The sequence below is a fragment of the Acidimicrobiales bacterium genome, from assembly GCA_035531755.1.
Classification (GTDB): domain Bacteria; phylum Actinomycetota; class Acidimicrobiia; order Acidimicrobiales; family UBA8190; genus DATKSK01.
The window spans coordinates 20939-44096 of the sequence record DATKSK010000066.1; the positions used below are offsets into that span (position 1 = coordinate 20939).

Annotated in this window: 13 protein-coding genes; 6 read left to right on the forward strand and 7 right to left on the reverse strand. The window is 74.4% G+C overall.

All coding sequences use genetic code 11. The features are described from left to right. Positions 1-176: 176 nt before the first annotated feature. Positions 177-4055 carry an adenylate/guanylate cyclase domain-containing protein gene (locus tag VMV22_13140; protein HUY23275.1) on the forward strand — a complete coding sequence of 1293 codons (3879 nt, stop codon included), beginning with the start codon at positions 177-179 and terminating at the stop codon, positions 4053-4055. Positions 4056-4064: 9 nt separating this feature from the next. Here the strand turns inward: VMV22_13140 and VMV22_13145 are convergent, their stop codons facing one another. Continuing rightward, positions 4065-4541: a CoA-binding protein gene (locus VMV22_13145; protein HUY23276.1), complete on the reverse strand. Its 477-nt coding sequence runs from the start codon at positions 4539-4541 to the stop codon at positions 4065-4067. A 173-nt stretch (positions 4542-4714) separates the two neighbouring features. Here VMV22_13145 and VMV22_13150 point away from each other — a divergent pair, with 173 nt between their 5' ends. From VMV22_13150 to VMV22_13160, 3 genes are all read left to right on the forward strand, one after another. After that, the gene (locus VMV22_13150; GenBank protein ID HUY23277.1) at positions 4715-6481 is read left to right on the forward strand and encodes a hypothetical protein; all 1767 of its coding nucleotides are present in this window, start codon (positions 4715-4717) and stop codon (positions 6479-6481) included. A 124-nt stretch (positions 6482-6605) separates the two neighbouring features. Then, the gene (locus VMV22_13155) at positions 6606-6995 is read left to right on the forward strand and encodes a hypothetical protein (protein HUY23278.1); all 390 of its coding nucleotides are present in this window, start codon (positions 6606-6608) and stop codon (positions 6993-6995) included. A gap of 476 nt (positions 6996-7471) precedes the next feature. Beyond that, a complete protein-coding gene (locus VMV22_13160) occupies positions 7472-8350 on the forward strand; it encodes a sensor domain-containing diguanylate cyclase (GenBank protein HUY23279.1) in 879 nt (292 codons plus the stop codon). Here VMV22_13160 and VMV22_13165 read toward each other — a convergent pair. Together VMV22_13165 and VMV22_13170 are read right to left on the reverse strand one after the other, a co-directional pair. Next, positions 8335-10608 (reverse strand): YfhO family protein, encoded by a 2274-nt coding sequence (locus VMV22_13165; protein ID HUY23280.1) that lies wholly within the window; start codon positions 10606-10608, stop codon positions 8335-8337. The genes VMV22_13160 and VMV22_13165 overlap by 16 nt on opposite strands. A 12-nt stretch (positions 10609-10620) precedes the next feature. Next, a complete protein-coding gene (locus VMV22_13170) occupies positions 10621-11364 on the reverse strand; it encodes a hypothetical protein (protein ID HUY23281.1) in 744 nt (247 codons plus the stop codon). A gap of 144 nt (positions 11365-11508) precedes the next feature. Between VMV22_13170 and VMV22_13175 the strand changes: the two genes are divergently transcribed. Further along, positions 11509-16005, forward strand: a complete 4497-nt coding sequence (locus tag VMV22_13175) for an alpha-(1->3)-arabinofuranosyltransferase family protein (protein ID HUY23282.1) — start codon at positions 11509-11511, stop codon at positions 16003-16005. Between the two features lie 51 nt (positions 16006-16056). Here VMV22_13175 and VMV22_13180 read toward each other — a convergent pair whose 3' ends face one another. The 3 genes from VMV22_13180 to VMV22_13190 form a co-directional block, all read right to left on the reverse strand. Next, entirely contained in the window at positions 16057-17382 is a 1326-nt protein-coding gene (locus tag VMV22_13180; GenBank protein HUY23283.1) for a glycosyltransferase family 4 protein, read from the reverse strand. Between the two features lie 174 nt (positions 17383-17556). After that, a complete protein-coding gene (locus tag VMV22_13185) occupies positions 17557-18345 on the reverse strand; it encodes a class I SAM-dependent methyltransferase (GenBank protein HUY23284.1) in 789 nt (262 codons plus the stop codon). Positions 18346-18563: 218 nt separating this feature from the next. After that, a complete protein-coding gene (locus VMV22_13190; protein HUY23285.1) occupies positions 18564-19493 on the reverse strand; it encodes a sulfotransferase in 930 nt (309 codons plus the stop codon). Positions 19494-19620: 127 nt separating this feature from the next. On the opposite strand from VMV22_13190, the gene VMV22_13195 reads away from it, so the two are divergent. Further along, entirely contained in the window at positions 19621-20526 is a 906-nt protein-coding gene (locus VMV22_13195) for a glycosyltransferase family 2 protein (GenBank protein ID HUY23286.1), read from the forward strand. Here VMV22_13195 and VMV22_13200 read toward each other — a convergent pair. After that, on the reverse strand, positions 20510-22936 hold the full coding sequence (locus VMV22_13200; GenBank protein ID HUY23287.1) for a YfhO family protein: 2427 nt from the start codon (positions 22934-22936) through the stop codon (positions 20510-20512). The two genes, VMV22_13195 and VMV22_13200, sit on opposite strands and share 17 nt — an antisense overlap. Positions 22937-23158 lie beyond the last annotated feature (222 nt).

Consider the following 23158-nt stretch of genomic DNA (forward strand, 5'->3'; position numbering starts at 1 on the left):
TCCCGAGCAGGGAGGCTCCGGGGGCCGGGGGTTGCTCCGGTGCCCGGGCACGTGCTTTCTCGTAGGGGGCTCTCCGCCTACGCTTGTGCGACCGCACCCCGTGGCGTGCGTGGGGCCGGAGGGGGCAGGCAGGGCAATTGGTGTCGGAGCAGGTGGTGTCGGAGCAGGCAACCGCAGTGTCGCGTGCACCCGCGCCCCCCGCCAGCGGGACGGGGAACCTCCTGGCGCCGTACCTGCCGCGGCTGGTGGTCGACTGGGTCACCGGGTCCCCCACCGATATCCACCGCGACATCGCCGGGTCCGTGGCCTTCGTCGACATCTCGGGCTTCACCAAGCTGTCCGAGCGCCTGGCGAGCCACGGCAAGGTGGGCGCCGAGGAGCTCAGCGAGACCATCAACCGGTGCTTCGTGGATCTCCTGGCGGTCGGCTACGCCCACGGCGGGGGCCTGATCAAGTTCGGGGGTGACGCACTCCTTCTGCTCTTCACCGGCGACGACCACGAGGTCCGGGCGTGCCGGGCGGCGGTGGGCATGCGCAGGACGCTGCGCGCCGTGGGCAGGATCACGGTGCTCGGGCACCGGGTCGGGCTGCGGATGTCGGTGGGCGTGCACAGCGGCGCGTTCGATTTCTTCCTCGTCGGTGAGACGCACCGGGAGCTGATCGTCACCGGGCCGGCGGCCAGCACGACGGTGAGCATGGAGTCCACGGCCGAAGCGGGCGAGATCGTCGTCAGCCCGGCGACGGCGCGGGCCCTGCGCTCGAGCGTCCTGGGGAGCGGCAAGGGGGACGGGGTCCTCCTGCGGCGGGCGCCGCCCGGCCTGTCGTGCGCGCCTGCCACCCTCGAGCCCGTCAGCGCTTCGACCGACCTGTCGGCATGCGTCTCCACGGCCGTGCGCGCCGCGCTCCTGGCGGGGATGCAGGAGCCGGAGCACCGTCGGGTGACCGTCGCCTTCATCCACTTCGATGGCACCGACGCCCTCATCGAGTCGTCGGGCCCCGAAAAGCTCGCCCATCTCCTCGACGGGCTCGTCAGCGGTGTGCAGCGGTCCGCCGACCGGCAGGGTGTCGCCTTCTTGGGGACCGACATCGACCGCGACGGCGGGAAGATCATCCTCACCGCCGGCGCGCCGTCGAGCTCGGGCGGGGACGAGCACCGGATGCTGCTGGTCCTGCGCGAGGTGATGGACCTGCGCCCTGAGCTGCCCCTGCGGATCGGGGTCAACCGCGGCTCGGTCTTCGCGGGCGACATCGGCCCCCACTACCGGCGCACCTTCACGGTGATGGGCGACGCCGTCAACCTGGCAGCCCGGCTCATGGCCAAGGCACAGCCCGGCCAGATCCTGTCGAGCCCCGACGTGCTCGAGCAGTCCGGGGCCGACGTCGACACCGTCGAGCTCGAGCCCTTCGTGGTGAAGGGCAAGGCCCAGCCCGTCCGGGCGCTGAGCGTGGGGAACGTGGCGACGGCTCGGCGGAGCCGGCGCGACGACGGCATCCCCTTCGTGGGCCGGCACACGGAGATCGGCCTCATGCGCGACGCCGTGACCGGGGCGCGCCAGGGCGGCGGCGCCCTCCTCCAGATCACGGGGGAGCCCGGCGTCGGCAAGTCACGGCTGGTCGAGGAGCTCCAGGCGATGGCCGGCGACATGACGCTGGTCCGGGCGACGTGCGAGCACTACGAGTCGTCCACGCCCTACTTCCCGCTGCGGGGGTTGCTGCGAGGGCTGCTGGGCATCGCCCCCGACATGCCCGACACCGCGGCCGCCTCGTGCCTGCGCGACGCCGTGGACCGGGTCGCACCGGCAGTGGCGCCGTGGGTCCCCCTGCTCGCGTCGGTGGTCGACGTCCCCGTGCCCGACACCGAGGAGTCGGCGCAACTCGACGAGCAGTTCCGCCGTCCCCGGCTGGCGTCGGCGACCACCGAGCTGCTGGGCGCGCTCGTGGGCGCGCCCATGCTCCTCGTCGTGGAGGACGCCCACTGGATGGACGAGGCGTCCGCCGACGTCGTGCGCCACTGGGCGACAGCGGTGAGCGGCCGGCCCTGGGTGGTGTGCGTCACCCGCCGGGACGAGGCCACCGGGTTCTCGGCGCCACGCGAGCCGGCGGTGGTCCTCGTGGACCTCCTCCCCCTCGACGGCCAGGACGCCGCCGAGCTGATCCACCTGGCCACCCGGGACTCGCCCATCGCGCCGCACGCCATCGCCGCGCTGGCGGAGCGTTCGGGCGGCAACCCGCTCTTCCTGCGCGAGCTGGTGGCGAACACGCGGGCCGACAAGGGCCTCGGTGACCTGCCGGACTCGGTCGAGGCGGTCATCGCGGCCCGCATCGACCAGCTGCACCCGCTCGACCGGAACCTGCTGCGGCGCGCCTCGGTCCTGGGCCGGTCGTTCCCGGCCGGGCTCCTCGGGGCCGTCGTCGACGACTCCCCCGCCGTGACCGACGACCGCTGGCAGCGGCTGGGCGAGTTCCTGCAGCACGGCCCGGACGGCACGGTGACGTTCGCCCACGCCCTCATCCGCGACAGCGCGTACGACGGCCTGCCCTTCCGCCTGCGCCAGCGACTGCACGCCCGCGCCGGCGACACCATCCGCGCCCAGGCCGGTGACGCCGCCGACGACCACGCCGAGCTCCTGTCACTGCATTTCTTCCATGCGCACCGCCACGCGGAGGCGTGGTCGTTCTCGCACGTGGCCGCGGAGCGCGCCCGCGCCGTCTACGCCAACATCGAGGCGGCGGAGTTCTACCAGCGCGCGCTCGACGTCGCCCGGCACCTGCCCGAGGTGGGCCCCGATGCCGTGGCCCGGACCCTCGAGGACCTCGGCGACGCCCAGAACCACGCCGGCAACTACCTGGCGGCCGAGGCCGCCTACCGCGCCGCGCGCCGCCACATCCACGGAGACGCCGTCGGCCAGGCCCGCGTCGTGCTGAAGCTGGCGCGCGTGATGGGCTGGCTGGACCGGTACTCGGCCGCGCTGCGGTGGATCACCCGCGGGTTGCGCACCATCGAGGGCGCCGAGGGCCCCGAGGCCGCCGCCCAACGGGCCCAATTGCTCGCCTGGTACGGGCGCTTCTGCCAGGAGGAGGGGCGCCACGCCCGCGCCATCACATGGTGCAACGCCGCGGTCGCCGAGGCCGAGGCGGCCGGCGAGCGCGACGCCATGGCGAACGCCCTGAAGGTCCTCGACTGGGCGCACATGGACCTGGGCCGACTCGAGGAGCCCACCAACTGGACGCAGGCCCTGTCGCTCTTCGAGGAGCTCGGGGACCTCACCGGGCAGGCGAGCGTGCTCAACATGCTGGGCGGGTTGGCGTACTTCCGCGGCGAGTGGTCGCGGGCCCTGGAGCTGTACCGCCGCGCCCAGGCGATGGTGCGTCGCACGGGCAACTCCGTGATGGATGCCTTCTACATGAACAACATCGGGGAGATCTCGCTCGAGCAGGGCCGGCTCGCCGAGGCGGCGGAGCTGTTCACCGAGGCGTGGCGCATCTGGCAGGCCGCCGGCTACCGCTCGGGGGCCGCCTCGGTGCGGGGCCTGCTGGCCCGGGTGGCGTGCGGCGAGGGTCGCTTCGACGAGGCCATGGCACTGTTCGCGCAGTCGTTGCAGGAGTCACAGGGCGTGGGCGGCCACGTCGAGGTGCTCGACACCAAGGCCAGGATGGCCGAGTGCGAGCTCCTCGCCGGCCGGCCCGACGCCGCCCGACGCCTCGTGGAGGAGGCGCTCGAGGAGGCGAAGACCCTCGGCGGGGTGTCCGCCCAGCACCCACTGCTCCTGCGGGTCCTGGGGGCCGCCCTGGCACGGACGGGCGACCTCGACGGGGCGCGCCGGGCGCTCCGGGAGAGCCTGGGTGCCGCCCAGACGCGGGGGGCCGACTACGAGCGGGCCCTCACCCTGCGGGTCGTGGCGCGCCTCGGCCACGGATCGGGGCCGGCGGCCGGAGCGGCCGAACAGAGCACGGCGGCCGGGACGGCCGAGCAGAGCACGGCGGCCGGGACGGCCGAGCAGAGCACGGCCATCCTCGAACGGCTCGGCGTCGTCTGGACACCCGACCTGGTGTGAACCGTCGCCTCAGGCGGCGCGCCGCAGGACACGGCGCACCGACAGGGCCCGGTGCAGCCCGTGGATGCCGGTGACAGGCGCCGCGAACATGAACGGGCACGCCCCGTCGACCACCCTCACGCCGTTGTGGCGGCACAGCGTCACGGCCTCGGGCGACACCGACCCCTTCCCCACGCCCCGGTGGAGCCACACCCGGGGCACACCCCGGGCGACGGCGTCTCGCACCACGTCGGCGGCGGCGTCGGCCCCCACCATGACGACGACCCCGTCGAGGGTCCCGGGCACCTCGGCCAGGGACCGATAGGCGCGGTCACCCTCGATGGCGGCCCCGTCGGCGACGCCGCGGTTGACCGGGACCATGGTCCGGCCGCCGTCGCGCAGCATGCGGTAGACGGCGTTCGGGAACTGGCGCGAGTCGGTGGACACGCCCACGAGGGCGATGTGCCGCTGGGCCAGGAAGTCGTCGATGTCGATCCGAGATGGCACGGTGTCCTTCCTTCCTGCCGGGGGGCCGCGCCGGGCGGCCCTCCTGCAGTATCCGCGCCGCTCGAGCCCGGCCACCAGGGGCGGAGGTCCCCGGTGCAGGGGCCGGGCGCTCGCCCCCGCCGCGGACGCCATGGCAGACTGCCACCGAAGCCCGTCCGTCCCCGGCACCGGTCATGAGCCTCCTCCCGCAACCCACGGCACGTCGTCACCTGCGCCGGCTCGAGGCGATCCCGTCCTCGGCCTCCGTGGCCGACGCCGTCGACACGGTGCCCCTGGAGCGGTGGGCCTGGACGCTCGTGTGGTTGGGGGTGCTCACCGGCGGCATCAACCTGTGGGGCTTCTGGTGGTCGTCGCCGGTGACCGTCGCCCTGGCCGCGCTGCTGGTCCTGGCCGGCGTGGCGGGCACCGCCGCGTGCTGGCTGACGGGGAGCCCCCGGTCCGCGTGGCTGCAACGCCCGGCGCTGGGCGCCGCCCTGGCGTCAGCGGCGGTGCCGCAGGCGGTCATGATCCACACGCGCACCTTCTACAGCACCGACTCGGCCGCCTTCGACGACGTGTCGGCGCACGCCCTGGTGCACGGGGTGAACCCGTACACGGCCTCCATGGCGCCGGCGGCGCGCCTGCTGAGCGTCCCCGACCACTACTGGACCTACACCGTCACCGGGTCCCACGTGATGCACGCGTCGTACCCGGCCGGATCCTTCCTCGTCGACGTCCCGGCCATCCTGCTCGGCCTCGACCACCAGGTCGTCGACTGGGTGGACCTGGCGGCGTGGCTGCTGACCGGCGTGCTCCTCTTCGCGCTCCTCCCGGTCACGTTGCGGTGGCTGGCCGCGTTGGTGACCATCACCCCGATCTTCGTCGGCATGTTCGGCAACAGCGGGACCGACGCGCCCTTCCTGCCGCTGCTGATCCTGGCGGTGTGGCGATGGGACCGTTTCGCGCTGGGCACGGCGGCGGGCCCGGTGCGCTTCATGGGGCCCGTCGCGCTCGGGCTCGCCTGCGCCGTCAAGCAACTGCCGTGGTTCTGCGTGCCCTTCCTCGTCGTGGGCGTGGCCGTCGAGACTCGCCGCGCCGGGCGCCGCGGCGCCCCGGTGGCAACGGCCTATGTGGCGGTGGTGGTGGCCGTCTTCGCCGCCGTGAACCTCCCGTTCGTGGTGTGGCAGCCCGGCGCGTGGTTCCACGGGACCCTCGCCCCGTTCGTCGACCCGTTGGTCGCCGACGGCCAGGGCCTCGTGACCCTGGCGACCCACGGCCTCACCGGGGGCGCCGACCTCGGCCTCCTCGATGTGGCGGGCGCCCTCGCCTACCTCTCCGTGGTGGCGGCCTTCGTCGTCTGGTACCCGGCGATGAAGCGCATCTGGCCGCTGCTGCTCCCGGTGGCCTTCTTCTTCTCGGCGCGGAGCCTGTCGAGCTACCTCGTGGACCTCTTCCCGATGGCGGTGGTGGCAGCGGTCACCGTCGCCGCCGGGGCGCGCCCGCCGTCGCAACCTCGGCCCGCGGTGGCCGCCCCGTGGGCGCGCCTGCGCGGCCTGCTGGGCGCGCGGCCGGCGCTCCTGATGGCCTTCCCCGTGACCGGCGTCGTGGTGGTGTCGCTGCTGGCGTTCTCGGCCGCGCCCCTGCAGCTGGCGGTGCGGTCGGTGCGCACCTCGCATGCCGGGCGATCGCTCGACGCCGTGACCGTGACCGTGCACAACCGGACGGCGGGCGCCCTCACGCCGCACTTCCTCGTGAACACCGGCAGCAGCGTCAACGGGTTCTGGGCGACGGCTTCGGACCGGCCCGTCGTCATCGGGCCGCACGCCTCGAGGACGGTGACGCTGCGCCCCCCGGTGGGCACGGGCGTGCCCCAGCACGGCGCCCGGTGGCTGGTGGAGGCGTACACCTCGGGCCCGCGGTGGCTCTCCACCTCCCCCCTTATCGGCTGGCGGCGGCCCTGACCCTGCGGCGGTGGCCAACCTCCGGGTCGGGGTGCGGGTCGGGCGGAGCGCCGGCAGCGCTTCTGACGTGGCGGCGGGCGGCGGTTAGCCTCGGGTCGCAGAGCGCCGAAGGAGGTCCAACGCCATGCCGTGGGAGCCGATCGCGATCACGAGCAAGGACGCCGTCGACGTGGAAGGCGACCAGGTGCGCGTGGTGTGGTCCCTGACGAGGCGGCCGACGAGCGACTGGGCACGCGAGTTCCGCACCTGCAGCACCCAACGCAGCGGGTCCCCCGACTTCGTGCACATGCCCTCTCCCGACGTCCGCCTGGGCGGCACGATCCACTGGACCGTCCCCGCCGCCGACCTGCGCGGGGCCGTGGCCTACGTGCGGGCGTGCGTCGACGAGGCGAACCGCGCCTACCAGGAGCTCCTGGTGCGTCGGGAGGCGGACCGCCGCCGTCGGTCCGAGGAGGACCAGGCCAAGGCGGCCCGGCTGGCCGCGGCGCAGCAGGCGCTGAACGCGCTCGACTGACCCGGGTCGAGGGCGAGGTGTGGTGCCCGGTGCCGGCGGGTCAGCCGTCGGCGCGCGTCGGGCACCTCGGGCAACCGCTGGCGATCATGGAGATCGACGGGCGCCAGCCCGCACAACCGCCAGGCGATGGCTTCGGGGGTGGTCCCGAGAGACAAGCCGGGCGACAGGGCCGGCCCGTCGACGAGCCAGCGCGTGACCCGGATCCGCTCGACCCCTCGAGCTACGACCAGATGCCACCGGCCGTCGGGCAGCGGCACCGGGATCCCGTGGGGAAGCATGGACGCTCCGTGGTATCGGACAGGATTTGCCGGCCGGTTGTGGGTAGTTTGGGAGGGGCGTGGGCCATGTGAGCGCACGATCAGTGATGGGGGGGGTACGGCGGGTGGCCTTACTGGGCAGGAACGGGTGCCCACCCGGCGAACAGGGGCCCCGACGTCCCGCGGGCCGGCGTCTGAGCACGGCGTGAAAGGCCCGAAGTGGACGCGGACGAGATAGGTCGCCGGCTCGAGGAGGAGCGCAACGACCTCCGCCGGGAGGTCCGGGACCTGCGCGACCGCTTGTCGACCGCCGAGGGCCGCTTCCGGGGTGCCGTCGAGAGCAGCACCGACGGTGTGGTCGTGGTCAACCGCGACGGCATCGTCGTCTTCGCCAACACGGCGGCCGCCACCATGCTGGGACAGACCCGCTCCCAGCTGGTCGGCAAGATGGCGACCTTCCCGGTGGCGTCGACGGCCACCCGGCGGCCCGACCAGGAGGCCCTCCTCGCCGACATGCGGCTCGTCCCCACCGACTGGGGCGGGGAGCCCGCCGTCCTCGCCCTGTTGCGCGACGTCACCGAGCAGTCGCTGGCCGACGCCGAGACGGCCTATCGCGCCACGCACGACCCGGTGACCGGCCTCCCCAACCGCTACCTGCTCGACGACCGCCTGAAGCAGGCGCTCGCCCGGGACAGACGGACGCCGAGGACCCTGGCCATCCTGTTCTGCGACGTGGACGGGCTCAAGGGGATCAACGACCGCATGGGACACGGCGTCGGGGACCAGGTCCTCGTGGAGACGGCCCGGCGCATCGAGACCGTCGTCCGGCCCGCCGACACCGCCGCCCACCTCGGCGGCGACGAGTTCGTCGTGCTGTGCGAGGACATCGACGAGGAGGCCGCCGCCGCCATCGCCCAGCGGCTGACGACGGCGTTCGACGTCCCCCTCTCCCTGGACGGCACCGAGCTGAACGTGGGGGTGAGCGTCGGCCTCGCCGTCACCAGCGATCCCGACGCCCTTCCCGCCGAGCTGCTGGCCGAGGCGGACCACGCCATGTACCGCGCCAAGCAGCGGCGCCGCCGTCAGTCGGCGCGCTGAACCGGGGCAGGCCCACCGACGCGCCGGCGCCTGGCCCGGAGCGCGCCCAGGCCGTCGAGCGGCCCCACCCACACGAGGGCGGCCAGCGTGACGGCGCCGACGGCGATCAAGGCCGGGTACGACCGGAAGCCGGCGTACGAGAAGGTGACGCGGTGGACGCCCGGCCCCACCGCCACGCCCGGCAGCGCCGGGGCGAGCATTTCGACGGCGACCGGGTGGCCGTCGACGCGTACCGTCCAGCCCGGGTCGTACGAGGCGCTCAGGACCACGACGGCGGAACGACGCGCCACGACGGTCGCCGTGACGCGCCCCTCGGGGAGGTCGTCGCGCTCGTCGCGCACGCGCCCCGGGGAGCCGGTGACGTCCCCGACGGGCGCGGTCAGCGGCGCGGGGGCGCCGCCGCTGTAGGCGACGGCGAGGTAGCGGGCGGCACCCGGGAGGTCGGAGCGGAGATAGGGGACGCTCATCAGGCCGACGTCGGTGCGATCCGCGCTGAGCACGCCCACGGTGTCGACGACGCGCACGTAGCCCGCCTCCGGCAGCACCCACAACCGGTAGGGACCGGCGGCCTCGACCAGGCGCGCCGGCACGGGTGAGGACATGCCGGCGGGGAGGATCATGTAGCGGACCCCGAAGAGCGGGTAGTCCCCCGGGTTGGTCTCGTCGAAGAAGAACTCGGGATCGGTCATGAGCGACGCGGTGCGCAGGGTGTAGCCCACCTCGTCGACGTCCCGGCTCTCGAGGTACTTGAACACCGGGACCACCCCCACCGTGAACTGCGAACCCCAGTTCGACGGCATCCCGGCGTAGACGCGCCCCCCGCCGTGCCCACGCACGTAGGCGATCAGACGGCCGATCTCCGGGCCCCGGGCGCGCTCGGCGGCGCGCTGGGCGCCCACGGCCTGGGCGTTGCGCGAGGCGAAGGCGCTCGTCTGGGACCATGCCGGCGCCAGGGCCACGGCGCCGGCGGCGCCGGCCGCCACCACCAGCCCGAGGCGCCGCCCCGGTGACGCCGCCCAGGCCGCCACGCCCGGCCGTACCCTCGTCACCGCGGCGGCGACCGCCCGGGCGAGGGCGACACCACCCATGCCCGCCAGGTACAGCGCGGCGAGCTGCGCACCCATCATGAAGCGCCGCATGAAGATGTCCGTGCTCCCGGGCAGGAGCACCGTGAGCGATCCGAACGTCGTCCGGCCGAAGGAAAGGACCAGGCTCATCGCCCATACGACCACGACGGCGCGACCGCGATGGTCGGTGCGCCAGCGCGCCACGCAGACCACGAGGCCGACGGCGGCGAGGAGCGTCACGACGGGGAACCGCTGGGCGTCGTAGACCTGGCCCGACACCAGCCACGACAGCACCTGGCGCGCCCCGTACCCGTTCACGAGCGGGCCGTGGGCGAGGATCTCGTTGGTGGCCGCCCACCGACCGTCGACGATGACAGGGATGGTGACCCATGCCGAAGCGAGCAGCGACCCTGCCGCCACGGCGGCGGCGCGCCCCAGGCGCCCCCGCAGCGGTCCGGGCGCCAGGAACGGGAAGATGCCGATGGGCAGCAGGGCCAGGTACCCCGTCTCGAAGTGCAGGGCGATGGTCAGCGTGACGAAGAGCGCGGCGGGCAGGACGGCCCGGCGCGACGTCATGGCGCGCCAGGTGAAGCCCCAGGCGAGCGGGAGCGCCCACGCCGCCCACAGCTGGGCCCAGACCCCGTAGCCGATCCAGACGTAGGCCTTGGGCTCGTAGCCGACGCCCACCGCGCTGGCGAGGAACGGCGACGCCGCCGCGGCCAGCACCGAGGTGGCGCGGCTCAGGCCGAACACGCGTGCCGAGCAGTACACGGGCAACGGCCACAGCGCGAGGAGCAGGTACAGCGTCAACCGGAAGGCGGCGTCGCCACCGGTGGCCATCCCGAGCAGGCCGGTCAGCATGGCCCCGAGGCCCTGGTAGTGCAGGAAGTGCGGCGACCCGAGGCCCAGGTACGGGAACCAGCTCGTCAGGGGCACGTGGCCCGCCTGGAACCGGCGGAGGGCGAAGCGCACCATCTGCTCGTGCACCGAGCTGTCGTCGAGGTAGGCCACGGCGTTGAGCTCGGCGCGCCACTTCACCAAGCCCCACAGGACCACGGCCCCGAGGGCCACCCACGTCCCGGCGCGCGCCCACGGGCCACCCCCGACCGCGGTGGCGGCCCCGTCACCCCCGTGCGCTGCGGGGTCGGCCGGCGGCCGGGTGGCGGACGCCGCCGCCGACGTGGTCACCATGGCACGCCGGGCCTAGGCGGCGAGCTTGGGGTGGCGCACGCGGTGGCGGGCCGGGTGACGAGCGGGCTTGCGTGCCGGGTGGCGGGCAGGGTGCTTCGTCTTTTTCTTCTTCTTCTTCACGTGGGCGGGAACAGGCCCGCTCCCGGTCCCCGTGCCCGTCCCCGTGCCCGTCCCCGTGCCCGTCCCCGTGCCGGTCCCGGTGCCGGTCCCGGTGCCGGTTCCTGTTCCGGTACCCGTACCCGTCCCGGTGCCGGTCCCCGCGGTGGTGCCGCTGCCCGTCGTGCCCGGCAGGGGGGCGCTCGACAGGCGCCAGCGCAACGTCGGCCGCACCAGCAGCTCGAGCTGCGCCGGCACCGCCCCGCTGGGGACCTTGAAGTACTCGCAACCCTGCACGGTCTGCCCCGGCGCCACGGGTGCGTAGAGTCCGACCCCCCCGCACTCGGGGACGATGACGGTGCTGTTGCTGTCGGCGCTGAACGTGTGACCGGCGGCGTCGCTGAGCAGCGAGATCACCGGCAGGTTCGAGAAGCTGCTCTGCCCGGTGGAGGTGTTCTGCACGGTCAGGAGGGTCGTCACCAGGTGCGAGGCGGGGTCGGGGATGACCTGGTCCAGCGTGAACGTGGCGTTCTTCGCCTGGAGCGTGCTGCCCACCTTGCCCATGGTGGCCGGCGGCGCCCCGGGCGCGCCCGAACAGCTGGCTGCGCCCAGGGCCGCTACGACAAGCAGCACCAGCGGGCGGTCATGTGGTCTGCGCACGTCCCGATCTCCCCCCGAGCAAGGCTACTCGCACGGGCCGTCGTAGCTGGTCGCGGCCCGTGCGGTGCCCCCGCCCGGGCTCGAGCGCATGGCATACTGGCTCGTTCCTAGTGGCACCCACGCCGGGAGGGGGGGGACGGCGCGTTGAGCCTGACGGCACCGAGCAGGACGGCGCGCGTCGGGCCCGCCGGACGCACCGGGTGGGCGCGCCCACCCGGTGGCTGGCTCGAGTACCTGGCGGTGGCGCTCATCGCCTTCGTGCCGCAGCTGTGGTCCCAGCCCGGCGTGGCCGACTCGGACACGAAGAGCTACCTCTACCTCGACCCCGGGCGCTACCTGGGTCAGTCGGCGTCGATGTGGAACCCCAACATCGGGCTCGGGACCGTCACCCACGAGCAGATCGGGTTCCTCTGGCCGCTCGACCCCTTCTTCTGGGCCGTCCACGCCCTCGGGATCCCCCTGTGGGTGGGCCAGCGCCTGTGGGTGGGGCTGCTCCTCTTCGGGGCCGGAGCGGGGGTGCTCTACCTGTGCCGGACCGTGGGCCTCGGTGGGCCCGGGCGGTTCGTGGCGGCCGTGGCCTACATGCTGTCGCCCTACTTCCTCCAGGACGTGGGCCGCATCGGCACCCTCGTCCTGCCGTGGGCGGGGCTCGGGTGGATGGTGGCCTTCGTCATCCGCGGTGTGCGCACCGGCGGCTGGCGCTACCCGGCGCTGTCCGCCCTGGTGTGGCTGACGGTCAGCGGCAACAACGCCAGCGGCCCGGTCTACGCGGCGGTGGCCCCGCTGCTGTGGCTGGTCTACGCCGTCTTCGTCGCCAAGGACCACACGCTGCGCCAGGCGTGGGGCGTGATCTGGCGCACGGCCATCCTCGTCGCCGGTGTCTCGCTGTGGTGGGCGTGGGCGCTCGCCATCGAGTCCGGGTACGGCCTGAACGTCCTGGGCACCACCGAGACCGTCTCGGCCGTGGCCAAGACGTCGCTGTCGTCCGAGGTGCTGCGGGGGCTCGGCTACTGGTTCTATTACGGCGCCGACCTCGCCGGTCCGTGGGCGGCCACGTCGGCGGGCTTCACCCAGGACCTGTGGCTGATCGGCCTGAGCTTCGCCGTCCCGCTCGTCGCCCTGGTGGCGGCCGTCGTCGTGCGCTGGCGCCAGCGCTTCTTCTTCCTGGTCCTGATCATCGTGGGGATGATCCTCGCCGTGGGGTCGCATCCCTACGGCGATCCCTCCATCCTGGGCGGCGTCATCAAGTCGTTCATGACCAAGACGACCGCCGGCCTGGCCCTGCGGTCGTCGGACCGGGCCACGCCCATCGTGCTGCTCGGCCTGGCCGTGCTCCTCGGCGCCGGGGTCACGGCGCTGGCGCACCGCCGCCGGCTGCTGGGGGCGGCCGCCACGGTCCTGACGCTGGCCACCGTGGCCGCCGCCAACCCGCCCGCGTGGAACGGCACCACCGTCCTCGACCGGTACACGTTCCCGACCCCGATCCCGAGCTACGTCACCCAGGCCGCCGACGCCCTCAACGCCACGCACCGCCAGACCCGCGTGCTCGCCGTCCCGGGGGACAACTTCGGCGCCTACCGCTACGGCAACACCGTCGACCCCATCTGGCCCGGGCTCCTGACGCGGCCCTTCGCCACCCACGAGCAGGTCGTGTCCGGTTCCCTCCCGAGCTACGACCTGCTGTACGCCCTCGACTACCCGATGCAGAACCGCACCGCCGTCCCCGCCGACCTCGCGCCCCTGGCCCGACTCATGAGCGTGGGCGACGTGCTGGTGCAGAGTGACATCGCCTACGAGCTCTACAACCGGCCCCCGCCACAGCAGTTCTGGAAGTCGCTCGACCTCCCTGCCGCCGGGCTCGGCGACCCCGTGGGCTACGGCACGCCCACGCCGAACGTGTCGATGTACCCGATGGTCGACGAGACCACCCTGGCGTCGTCCCCCGACGCCCGCTGGCCGTCGCCGCTCGAGGTGCTGTCGGTGGCCGACCCGCGCCCACTCGTGCGCGGCGAGTCCACCACCGGCGCCTTGGTGGTCGCCGGCGACGGCGTGGGCCTGAAGGACATCGCCGGGCTCGGCCTGCTCGACACGACGTCGCCCGTGCTCTTCTCCCGCACCCTCGACCAGCACCCCACGGCGATGTCGAGCGCCCTGGCCGGGGGGGCGACCCTCGTCGTCACCGACAGCAACCGCAGGCAGACGTTCCTGTGGAACGCGGTGTCGGGGAGCGCCGGGGTGACCCTGGCGGCCTCCGACCCCCGACCGAAGGTGGCCCTCGACATCTTCGGACACTCCCCCGCCGACGCCCAGACCACGTCCCAGGTGAGCGGCGTGGCGTCGGTCCAGGGCGTGCCGACGGACCCGGACCATTCGCCGGTCATGGCCATCGACGGCATGCGCGACACCGCCTGGGAGACCCACTACGGCACGCCCGCGGTGAACAAGTACTGGCAGGTCACGCTCACGCAGCCGACGACGACGGGCCACGCCACCATCCTGCAGCGCGCACCGGGTGACTACCAGGTCGACCAGTGGATCACGCGGGCCACGCTGTCGTTCGACGGGGGCTCGCCCGTGGACGTCGAGCTGGGGACGTCGTCGCGGTCCGGCGCCGGGCAGGTCGTCACCTTCCCCCGCCGCACGTTCAGCACCTTGCGCATCACCATCGACGCCACCACGTTGAGCTCGAAGGCGAAGCGCGCCCTCGCGCCCGCCTCCCCCGTGGGCCTGGCCGAGGTCGGCCTGGCCGGGGCGCGCGCCCAGAACGTGATCGCCATGCCCGACGACCTCCTGCATTCGGTGGGCACGGCGTCGCAGTCGCACCGCCTGGTCGTCGTGATGACCCGCCAGCGCGTGGCCCCCATCCCGCCCGCGGCGGACCCCGAGCCCGTGCTGGCCCGGACCTTCACCCTGCCCGCGGCGCGCACCTTCGCGCTCGCCGGGACCGCCCGCGTCAGCGCGTCGGCGGCCGACGACACCGTCGACGCCGTGGTCGGCCGGCCCCCGGCGGACAAGGGCGGGACCGTGGCGTACTCCTCGGGGCGGCTTCCCGGCGACGTGCGGGCCACCGCCTCCGCCGCCCTCGACGGCGACCCCACCACGATGTGGTCGCCCGGCATGGGGGCGGCGAACCAGCAGGGCGCCTGGATCCAGGTGAACCGGCCCCAGAGCTCGACCGTCGACCACCTGAACCTGGTGGTGGCGGCCGACGGTCACCACTCTGTGCCCACGGCGCTGCGCGTGCAGGCGTGCGACCGGCTCGCCGCCGACGGCCGCTGCCCGGCCGGGTCGCAGACGGCCGCCGTGACGCTCCCGGCGGTGGCCGACGGTCGCCGCCGGGGTGCCACCGTCGGCATGCCCGTGCACTTCGCGCCCGTGACGGGGCACGACCTCACCGTCACCGTCACCGGGCTCCGCACCGTGACGACGAAGGACTACACGTCGCAGGCGGCGATCTCTCTCCCCCTCGGCATCGCCGAGCTCGGCGTCCCGGGTACCTCGGTGGCGGCTCCGGGTGCCACGCTGCCCGCCACGTGCCGGACCGACCTCCTGTCGGTCGACGGCAGGCCCGTCCCGCTGGCGGTCACGGGTTCCACCGCCACCGCCCTGGGTGGCGGGGGGCTGACCGTGAGGCCCTGTGGTGCCGACGCCGCCGGGATCACCCTGGGGCCGGGCAGCCACGTCGTCGTGGGCACGCCCGGTGCGACCACGGGCTTCGACATCGACCAGCTGGTGCTGGACTCGGCCCCCGGCGGCGGGCCGGCTGCGAGCGGGGGCACCACGGGCGCCGCCACGACGGCGGCCACGACCGCGACCGCGGTGCGGCTGGCGGCGCCGGTCCCGGGACCGGCGCCGTCGGTGCACGTCACCTCGTCGTCGGCGACGACGCTGCACCTGCGGGTGACCGGCGCCACCCGCCCGTTCTGGCTCGTCCTGGGCGAGAGCATCAACACCGGCTGGACGGCCACCGTCGGCGCCACCGGGCACGACCTCGGCCCCTCGACGCTCATCGACGGCTACGCCAACGGCTGGCTGGTGCGGCCCACGGGGACGGGGGCGTTCTCCGTGACCCTGCGGTGGACGCCGCAGTCGATCGAGAACATCATGCTGGTGGTGTCGGGGCTCGCCGTCGCGGCCTGCCTGGCGCTCGTGCTGTGGCCCCGCCGTCGGCGGGCCCCGTCGGGTGGGCCGGGAGACGTGGCCGTGGCCAGCGCCGCCGGCACGCCTCCGGCCCACGACGCCGCCGGCACGCCGGCGATGGAGGACGTCCCGACCATGGCGAACCCCTTCGCCGAGGGCCGGGAGATCACGCCCGCGCTGGCGGCCGTCGTGGCCGCGGCGACGGGCTTCGTGGCTGCGGTGCTGGTGCCCCCGCCGGCGTTCCTGGCCATCTTCGCCGGCGTGGCGCTCGCCATGCTGGCGGCGCTGGTCATCCCCCGGGCGCGCGGGCTGTTGGCCCTGGCCGTGGTGGGCTTCGCCGTCGGGGGCGCCGCCTACACGGTGGCCAAGCAGGCCAGCCAGCATTTCCCGCCGGGAGGATGGCCCGTCCACTTCGAGGCGGCCAACGTGTTGGTGTGGACGGCCATCGTCTTCCTGGGCGCCGACGCCGTGGTGGAACTGCTGCGGCGCCGGCGTCGCTGAGGACGCCGGGCCCGATCGGGGCCGACGGCCGTCCGGCCGCCGGGACGGCGCCTACAGGCGGGCTTCGGCCTCCTCGACCAGCGCGCCGAGGGTGGTGGCGGCCGTCGCCTCCCAGGTCAGGTTGCGGGCCCGCGCCATGGCGCCGCGCGCCAGGCTCTCACGCAGCGTCGTGTCGGTGAGCACCTGCACGAGCGCCTCGACGAATTCGTCCCCGGGGTCGACGAGCAGCCCGCTCACACCGTGTGTCAGCGCGTCGCGGTGCCCGGCGATGTCGGAGACGACCGCGGGCGTGCCGCACGCACCCGCCTCGGTGATGGTCATGTTCCAGCCCTCGCGCAGTGACGTGCTGGCGATGACCCACGCCCGCCGGTAGGCGTCGGCGAGGTCGTCGTCGGACACGTAGCCGGTGAGGTCGATCCACGACGTCCCGCCGACGGCCTTGATCTTGGCCTCGAGGCGGGCGCGCTCGTAGCCCTCGCCGATGATCTGGAAGCGGAGGCTCGGCACGACCCGGCGCGCCCGGGCGACGGCGTCGACGAGGAGCTCGAGTCGTTTCACGGGCACCAGGCGCCCCACCGCCAGGACCAGCGGGGCCGTCGACTTGCCGGTGCCGGTGTGGAACCGGGCGTCGACGCCCGGCGGGACGACACTCACCCGGGAGGGGTCGAGCCGGAGCATGGTCAGGATCTCCTGGCGCGACGACGTCGACGGTGTGAGCACCCGGGTGTGGCGGTACAGCGGCGGGGCGACACGCAGCTCGAGCGTCTCGCCGAGGCGCGCCATGCCGGGTGACATGACCATGCGCCACATGGACGCGTGCACGTGGTGCAGGAAGACGATACGGGGGCAGCGGGCCCACAGCGGGGTGAAGAAGGGCATGCCGTTCCAGATCTCGATGATCCCGTCGGGCCGGCCGCGCCGGCCGACGAGCCCGCTCAACGCGGAGCGCGGGAACACGGTGTGGCGGCCGGACTTGCGGATCACGTGGTACCCGTCGCGGCTGGTGATGGCCTTCTGGCCGGCCGCGGCCGAGGTGCGCATGGTGATGTCGAGGCCGGCACGGGCCCAGGCCGTCGCCATGCGGTGCGCGTGGAGCTCGGAGCCCCCGGCCTCGGGGTCCTCGAAGTCACGCCAGGCCAGCACCTGCACCCGCTGCAGTCCGATCTCGAGGGCCCGGGCCGCCACGCGGTCGAGCCGCGCCATGGCGAATTCCCCGGGGCGCTCGTCGTGATCGCCGGTGGCCCGCCCGACGTGCGTCACCGACGACATCGCCGTGGGACTCAGGGTGGGGAGGCCCGGATCGAGGACGACCTCGTCCAGGACCGCCTCGTCGCCGCGAACGGCGAGAACCCCCCACTGACGCTCGACGTCGGTCACGAAATCCCCCCCCGCTGGACCACAACCCGGACGCGCCTCGAGTGACCGCGAAGCGTCCTGCCCGTGCGATGCCTCTTCCCGGGGACTCTACGGATCGGAAGCGATCGTTCTCATCGTCACATCTGATGAATTCTCTCGCTCCGCCGCCCGAACAACCCCGGAGAGTGGTCGTTCTTACCTCCCGGAGTGGACTCTCGAGCTCCCCGACCCTCCGGTCCGTCCGCCGAGGGTACCTCGAGGAGCGGTGGCCGACGCCAGCAGGATGGAGGACAGGCTCGGGGTGCGGCACAGCAGCCGGTCGAGGGGCCGCAGCGGACGGGGCACGTCGTGGTAGGGCGCCCCGGTGATGACCACGTCCACGAACCCGTGGGCCTCCAGCATGGCCTGGAGCGCCCGGCGGGTGAAGACCCGGAGGTGGCCCACCACCTCGTGGCCGGGGCGACCGTAGATCCCCTGCAGGCTCACCTCGGTGAAGATCGGTTGGACGCCGACCATGAGCAGGCCACGGTTGTACCAGGCGGCCAGGTTGGGGGTCGACAGCAGCAGGCTCCCCCCGGGGACGAGGACACGGCGCGCCTCGGTGAGGACGGTGTCGGGGTCGACGAGGTGCTCGATGACCTCGCTCACGATGACGATGTCGACGCTGCCCGAGCCGATCGGCAGGCCGGGATGCTCCGTCGAGCACCGCACGACCTCGAGCCCGTGCCCGCGCGCCTGCTCGAGGGCGGCCACGGACCAGTCGAGGCCGATGATGGTGACGTCGACACCGGCCCGCTTGGCGAAGTCGGCGGCCATGGCCGTCCATGTCCCCTCGCCGCAGCCCACGTCGATGGCGCGCAGCGGGCGGTGCGCGCCCGAGCCGACGTCCACCAGCATCTGTGCCTGCAGCCTGGCGCGCGGCGAGCCCGAGATGAGCGGTGTGGCAGGGTCCTCGTAGAGCTGCTGGAGCGACCGCGCCGTCATGGCCGCCCGCGACGGCGACGCGCCTGTGCGCTGCCTGCGGTCACCGCGCTCCCGGCCACGAACCCCCCGTCCCCCGCACGCGACGAGTGTAGCGCCGGGCCGCCGCCGTTCCGGCTGGATATGACCACAATTCTCGTCTCGGACGGCGGCGTCTCGGACGGCGGCGTCTCGGGCGGCGTGGGGCGGTCTCGGGCACAGGGATCGCAGGTGGACCGGTCTCAGGCCGGGTCGTCGGCCTGACGGTCCCAGCGGGCGGTGTCGAGCCCGAGCCCCAGGCCGTCGAGGACCCGGCGGTCCTCGGCGAAGAGGTCGACGAACCCGTGGCGCAGGCGAGAGCCGTGGGTGCCGGCGGTGGCCGAGGAGCGCAGCCGGCGGCGCACCGCCTCGCGGGCGAGCCGGCGCACGGGCCGAGGCACGAGCGGCCGGGCCCGTTGGCCGTGCTCGAGCAGGCGCTCGAGCGCCCGGCTCTTGCGGTTCACGGGCCTGTACATCGTCTGGTTGAGGCGCTCGTCCTCCAACGGCGCGGGCAGGGGGTCGAGCCCGAGGAAGGCGCACACCTCGTCGACACCGCGATCGGGCGCCTCGGAGAGATCCTCCGCCAGCAGCACCAGTACCTGCTCGCGGGGGAACACCGTGAACAGCCGGGTCAGCTGCTCCCCGTAGAGGCCGAGCTCCCGGTAGAGCCAGAACGGCTCCCAGTCCAACCGCCGGCGCTCCTCCTCGGCGGCGACCGCCGAGGCGAAGTCGAGCTTCTCGCGTCCCTGCTCGCGCAGGTCGGCCCAGTTGGAGTACGCCCGCAGGGTCGGCTCGCGCAGCACGGCCACGAGGCGTGCCTCGGGGACGAGGGACCGGATCCGGACCGCGGCGGCGCCGTCCCACAGGTAGTACGGCGTCGACTCGCCGGCGTACGCGCCGGGGCCCGGCGGATAGGTGAAGAGGGCCTCGTACGCACCGCGGTCCACGACGTAGTTGCGACAGGCGCGTTCGTCGCCCGGCCCGCGGTGATGCGGCCGGGCCCCCTCGGTGAGGAAGTACTTCGGCTCCTTGAGCGCCGACATCGAGATGCGGGGATGCTGCGCCAGGTACCGGTGCAGCGACGTGGTGCCGCACTTGGGCGCGCCGATGACGAAGAGGTTGGGGAGGGGCACCGCGCCCCCGTCAGCCGTCGTCCGAGCGGTCCCGACGGCGCGTGCCCGACGGGACGGCCGCGCGTCGATCCCCCACCGGCGTCACGCGCGCATCGTACCGGCGACCGCCCGAGTTAGCCTACGTCGCGTGCCCAGAAGGCTCACGCGGCGACCCGGGTGGTCTCGGCACACGGCCGAGGCGCGCCGCCACCTCGAGCCGCTGCCCGAGGGCGTGCGCGGCGCCGGCGGCGTGTGGGCCGTCGGGATGGTCCGGGACGAGGCCGATGTCATCGAGACGGTGATCGCCAACCTCCTGGCGCAGGGCGTGGAGCGGGTGGTCATCGCCGACAACCTGTCGACCGACGACACCGGCGCCGTCCTGGAGCGGCTGGCCCGGGCGCACCCGGTGACCGTGCTGGCCGACCGGCTCCCGGCGTACTACCAGGCGGAGAAGACCACCCTCCTCGCCCGGGCCGCGGTGCGCGCCGGCGCGGGATGGGTGCTGCCCTTCGACGCCGACGAGGTGTGGACCGTGCCAGCGGGGACCGTGCCAGCGGGGACCGTGGCCGCGTGGCTGGCGTCGTGCGACGCCGACGTCGTGCAGGTGCCGGTGTTCAACCACGTCCCCACGGCGGGCGACGATCTCACCGAGCCGAACCCCGTACGGCGCCTGCGGTGGCGCAAGGCCGAGCCCAACCGACTGCACAAGGTGGTGGTCCGGGCCCATCCCCGGCTGCGCCTGGACCAGGGGAACCACGGTGTCTCCCGACGGGGCCGGCGCCAGCGGGGGCTGGAGGTCCGTCACTTCCCGTACCGCTCCGAGGAGCAGTTCGTGCGCAAGATCCGGCAGGGCAGTGCGGCGTTGGCGGTGAGCGAGCTCGCCGCCGACTCCGGCATGCACTGGCGCGGGCTCGGCGGCAACGACGACGACGCGCTGCGCGCGGCGTGGGTGTCGCTCCTCGAGACGCACAACATCCCGTCGGAGTGGTGGGTCCCGCGCCGCGGGCTGGTCGAGGACCCGGTGCGGCTGCCCGACCTCACGCCGGGTCGCTGAGAGCGCCGACCCCCCCGGTCGCCACCGGCCCCGCCGTGTCGCCGGCCGTGTCGCCGGCCGTCCGCCGCCGCCACCGGGCGCGCAGACGCAGCCCCGCCGGGACCACCACGGAGGCGGCCACGGCCACGAGCGCGAGCACGATCCCCACGCTGAACGCCGCCGGGCGGTAGCGCAGCTCGACCGTGTGGTGCCCGCGCGGCACCCGCAGCTGGAGCATGACCCCGGCATACGCCTGCAGCGCCACGGGTCGGCCGTCCACCGTGGCGTGCCAGCCCGGCACGTCGGTGAGCCGGAGCCGCACGACGGCAGGGCCCACCGAGCGGGTGGCCAGCCGCCAGGCGGCGGGGTCGGGGTGGGTCACCCTGAGGGCCGTGCCCCGGGCGTCGACGGGCGGGAGCGCTCCTGACCGCGCCGCGGCCACCAGGGTGGCGGCGGCGGCGCCCGGGACGCGGTACAGGTCTTCCTGCGCGATCCGTCGCACCAGGACCGCGCCCGCGGGCCCCGGCGCCCCGGCGTGCTCGAGGACGTAGCCGATGCCGTAGCGACGGGCGATCTGCGCCGAGGGCACGACGGGACAGAAGACCGTGAAGGGGATGATGCCGGTGCCGTGGTGCAGCAGGGGTGGTTGGCCCGTCTGGGCGAACCAGGCCGAGTCGTAGCGGTGCGGAAGCAACGGGTCGTAGGCGGCGAACTCGTGGATGCCGAAGGCGGCGTTGACGTCGGGGACGGTGCCCAGCTGGTCGGGGGTGAAGCAGGTGTCGCTCCCGAGGCCCACGACGGCGCTGCCGACGGTGGCCCGCAGCGCCACCTCGGCAGGCGTGGGAGCCAGGAAGTCGGGGCTCGACGACCACAGCGAGGCGCCGGCGGTGACGAGGAAGGCGGTCTCGCAGCCGAGCAGGACGGCGGCGGCGGCCCACCGGACCGACCGCGGCCGGCGCCACCGGGGCGTGGCCCGTCCGGGGTCCTCCGGTCCCGCCGACGGTCCCGCACGGCGGGACCGGGCCCAGGCGGTCAGCACCGCCATGGTGGCCAGGCCCACGGCACACTGGGACCACGGCCACACGAAGCTCCGGGCGCGCGCCGCGGCGTCGCCCGGGGGGAGGCTGCCCCGGCCCAGGGCGAAGACGAGCAGCAGGAAGACCGCCGCCGACGCGAACCCGGCGACGGCCCACCGGCGCGGGCGGGCGCCCCGGGACCGGACGAGGACGTCGGTCCCCACCCCGGCGAGCACCGCCAGCGCGAAGTCCATGGGGAGCAGCGCCCGGTGCCACTGCACGGAGCCCAAGACCACCGGCGGGAGCACGGTGAGGGCGGCGGCGGCCACGGCGACCACGCCCACGGCGACGACCTCGGGCCGGCGACGACGCCGGCCCGAGGCTGCCGCCAGCGCCAGCGCGGCCAGGACGATGCCGATGACCCCCACGTAGGAGGCGGTGCGCATGTAGAACGACGAGCCGAACCAGCGCCCCGCAGGCGATCCGTCGAAGCCCTGCAGCAAGACGTGCACGAGGTCGCCCACGGGGAGCGCCTGGCTGCCCCCCTTGGCGCCGCGCACCGACCCGGCGAGGAGCTGCGCGCCGGGCAGGAGCAGCGGTGCCCCCAGCGCGGCCCCGGCACAGCCGGCCACCGCCAGGTCGAGCACGGCGCGCCCCACGCCGCCCGACCCGCCGAGCACGGGGGCCCGTTGCACCAGGAGGGCGGCGACGAACACCGCCAGCGCGGCCGCCAGCAGCACCAGGGCGTCGGGCTGCCCGGCGTAGACCGCCAGGGCCACGACGACGGCGACGGCGGCGATGGCACGGCTCCGGCGTCGGCCGCGCACCACGAGGAGCGCGGCGGCGAACAACCACCCCGCCCAGGACAGCACCGCCGCCATGGGCCAGCCGAGCCAGCTGAAGAACGCCCCGCTGAGCTCGTAGACGGTCCCGGCCATGACGCAGCCGAGGACGCCCACGCCGAGCAGCCGGCCCAGGGTGTAGGCGCCGGTGCCGGCCACGGCGAGCGTCGTCAGGACCTGGACGCTGTAGGCGAGGTGCAGCGGGAAGAGGTAGCCGACGAGGGCGGGGAGGCTGAAGGTGGCGGACTGCCAGTTGAAGGCCAGGGGCGTCCCGAGCGCGTTGTAGGGGTTCCACAACGGCAGGTGGCCGTGATGCACCTGGGTCCACGACAGCGACGTCCACGGGATCATCTCCGTGACGAGGTCGAAGGTCTGGCGGTTGTGGATGGCGACGCCGGGTTGCTTCGACAGGCCGTACGACGCCAGCCAGTCGAACGGCCCGAGCGAGGCCCCGTGGGCCAGCGCCGGCGCCATGACCGCCGCGGCCGCCGCCAGCACCCAGCCGATGCCCAGGGCATCGGGGCCGAGGCGCCGCAGGCGCGCGGCGCGCCGGGTCGGGGGGGCGGCGGTCATCGGCCCAACGTAAGGGATCGGTGGGCCGTGGGGACGGAGCGCCCCCCCGGCGCCCTGTGGTGTGCTGCGGGGGTGCGACGCCCCCGACGGTCAGGCGTCGACCGTCTACGCGCCCGGCCCGCCGGCGGTCGTCAGCCGGCTGGCCGTCTTGCGCCACTGCACCGTGGGGGCGATGGCGGCGGGGTCGACCCGGCCCCGGTGCCGGTCGGCCACGTCGAGCAG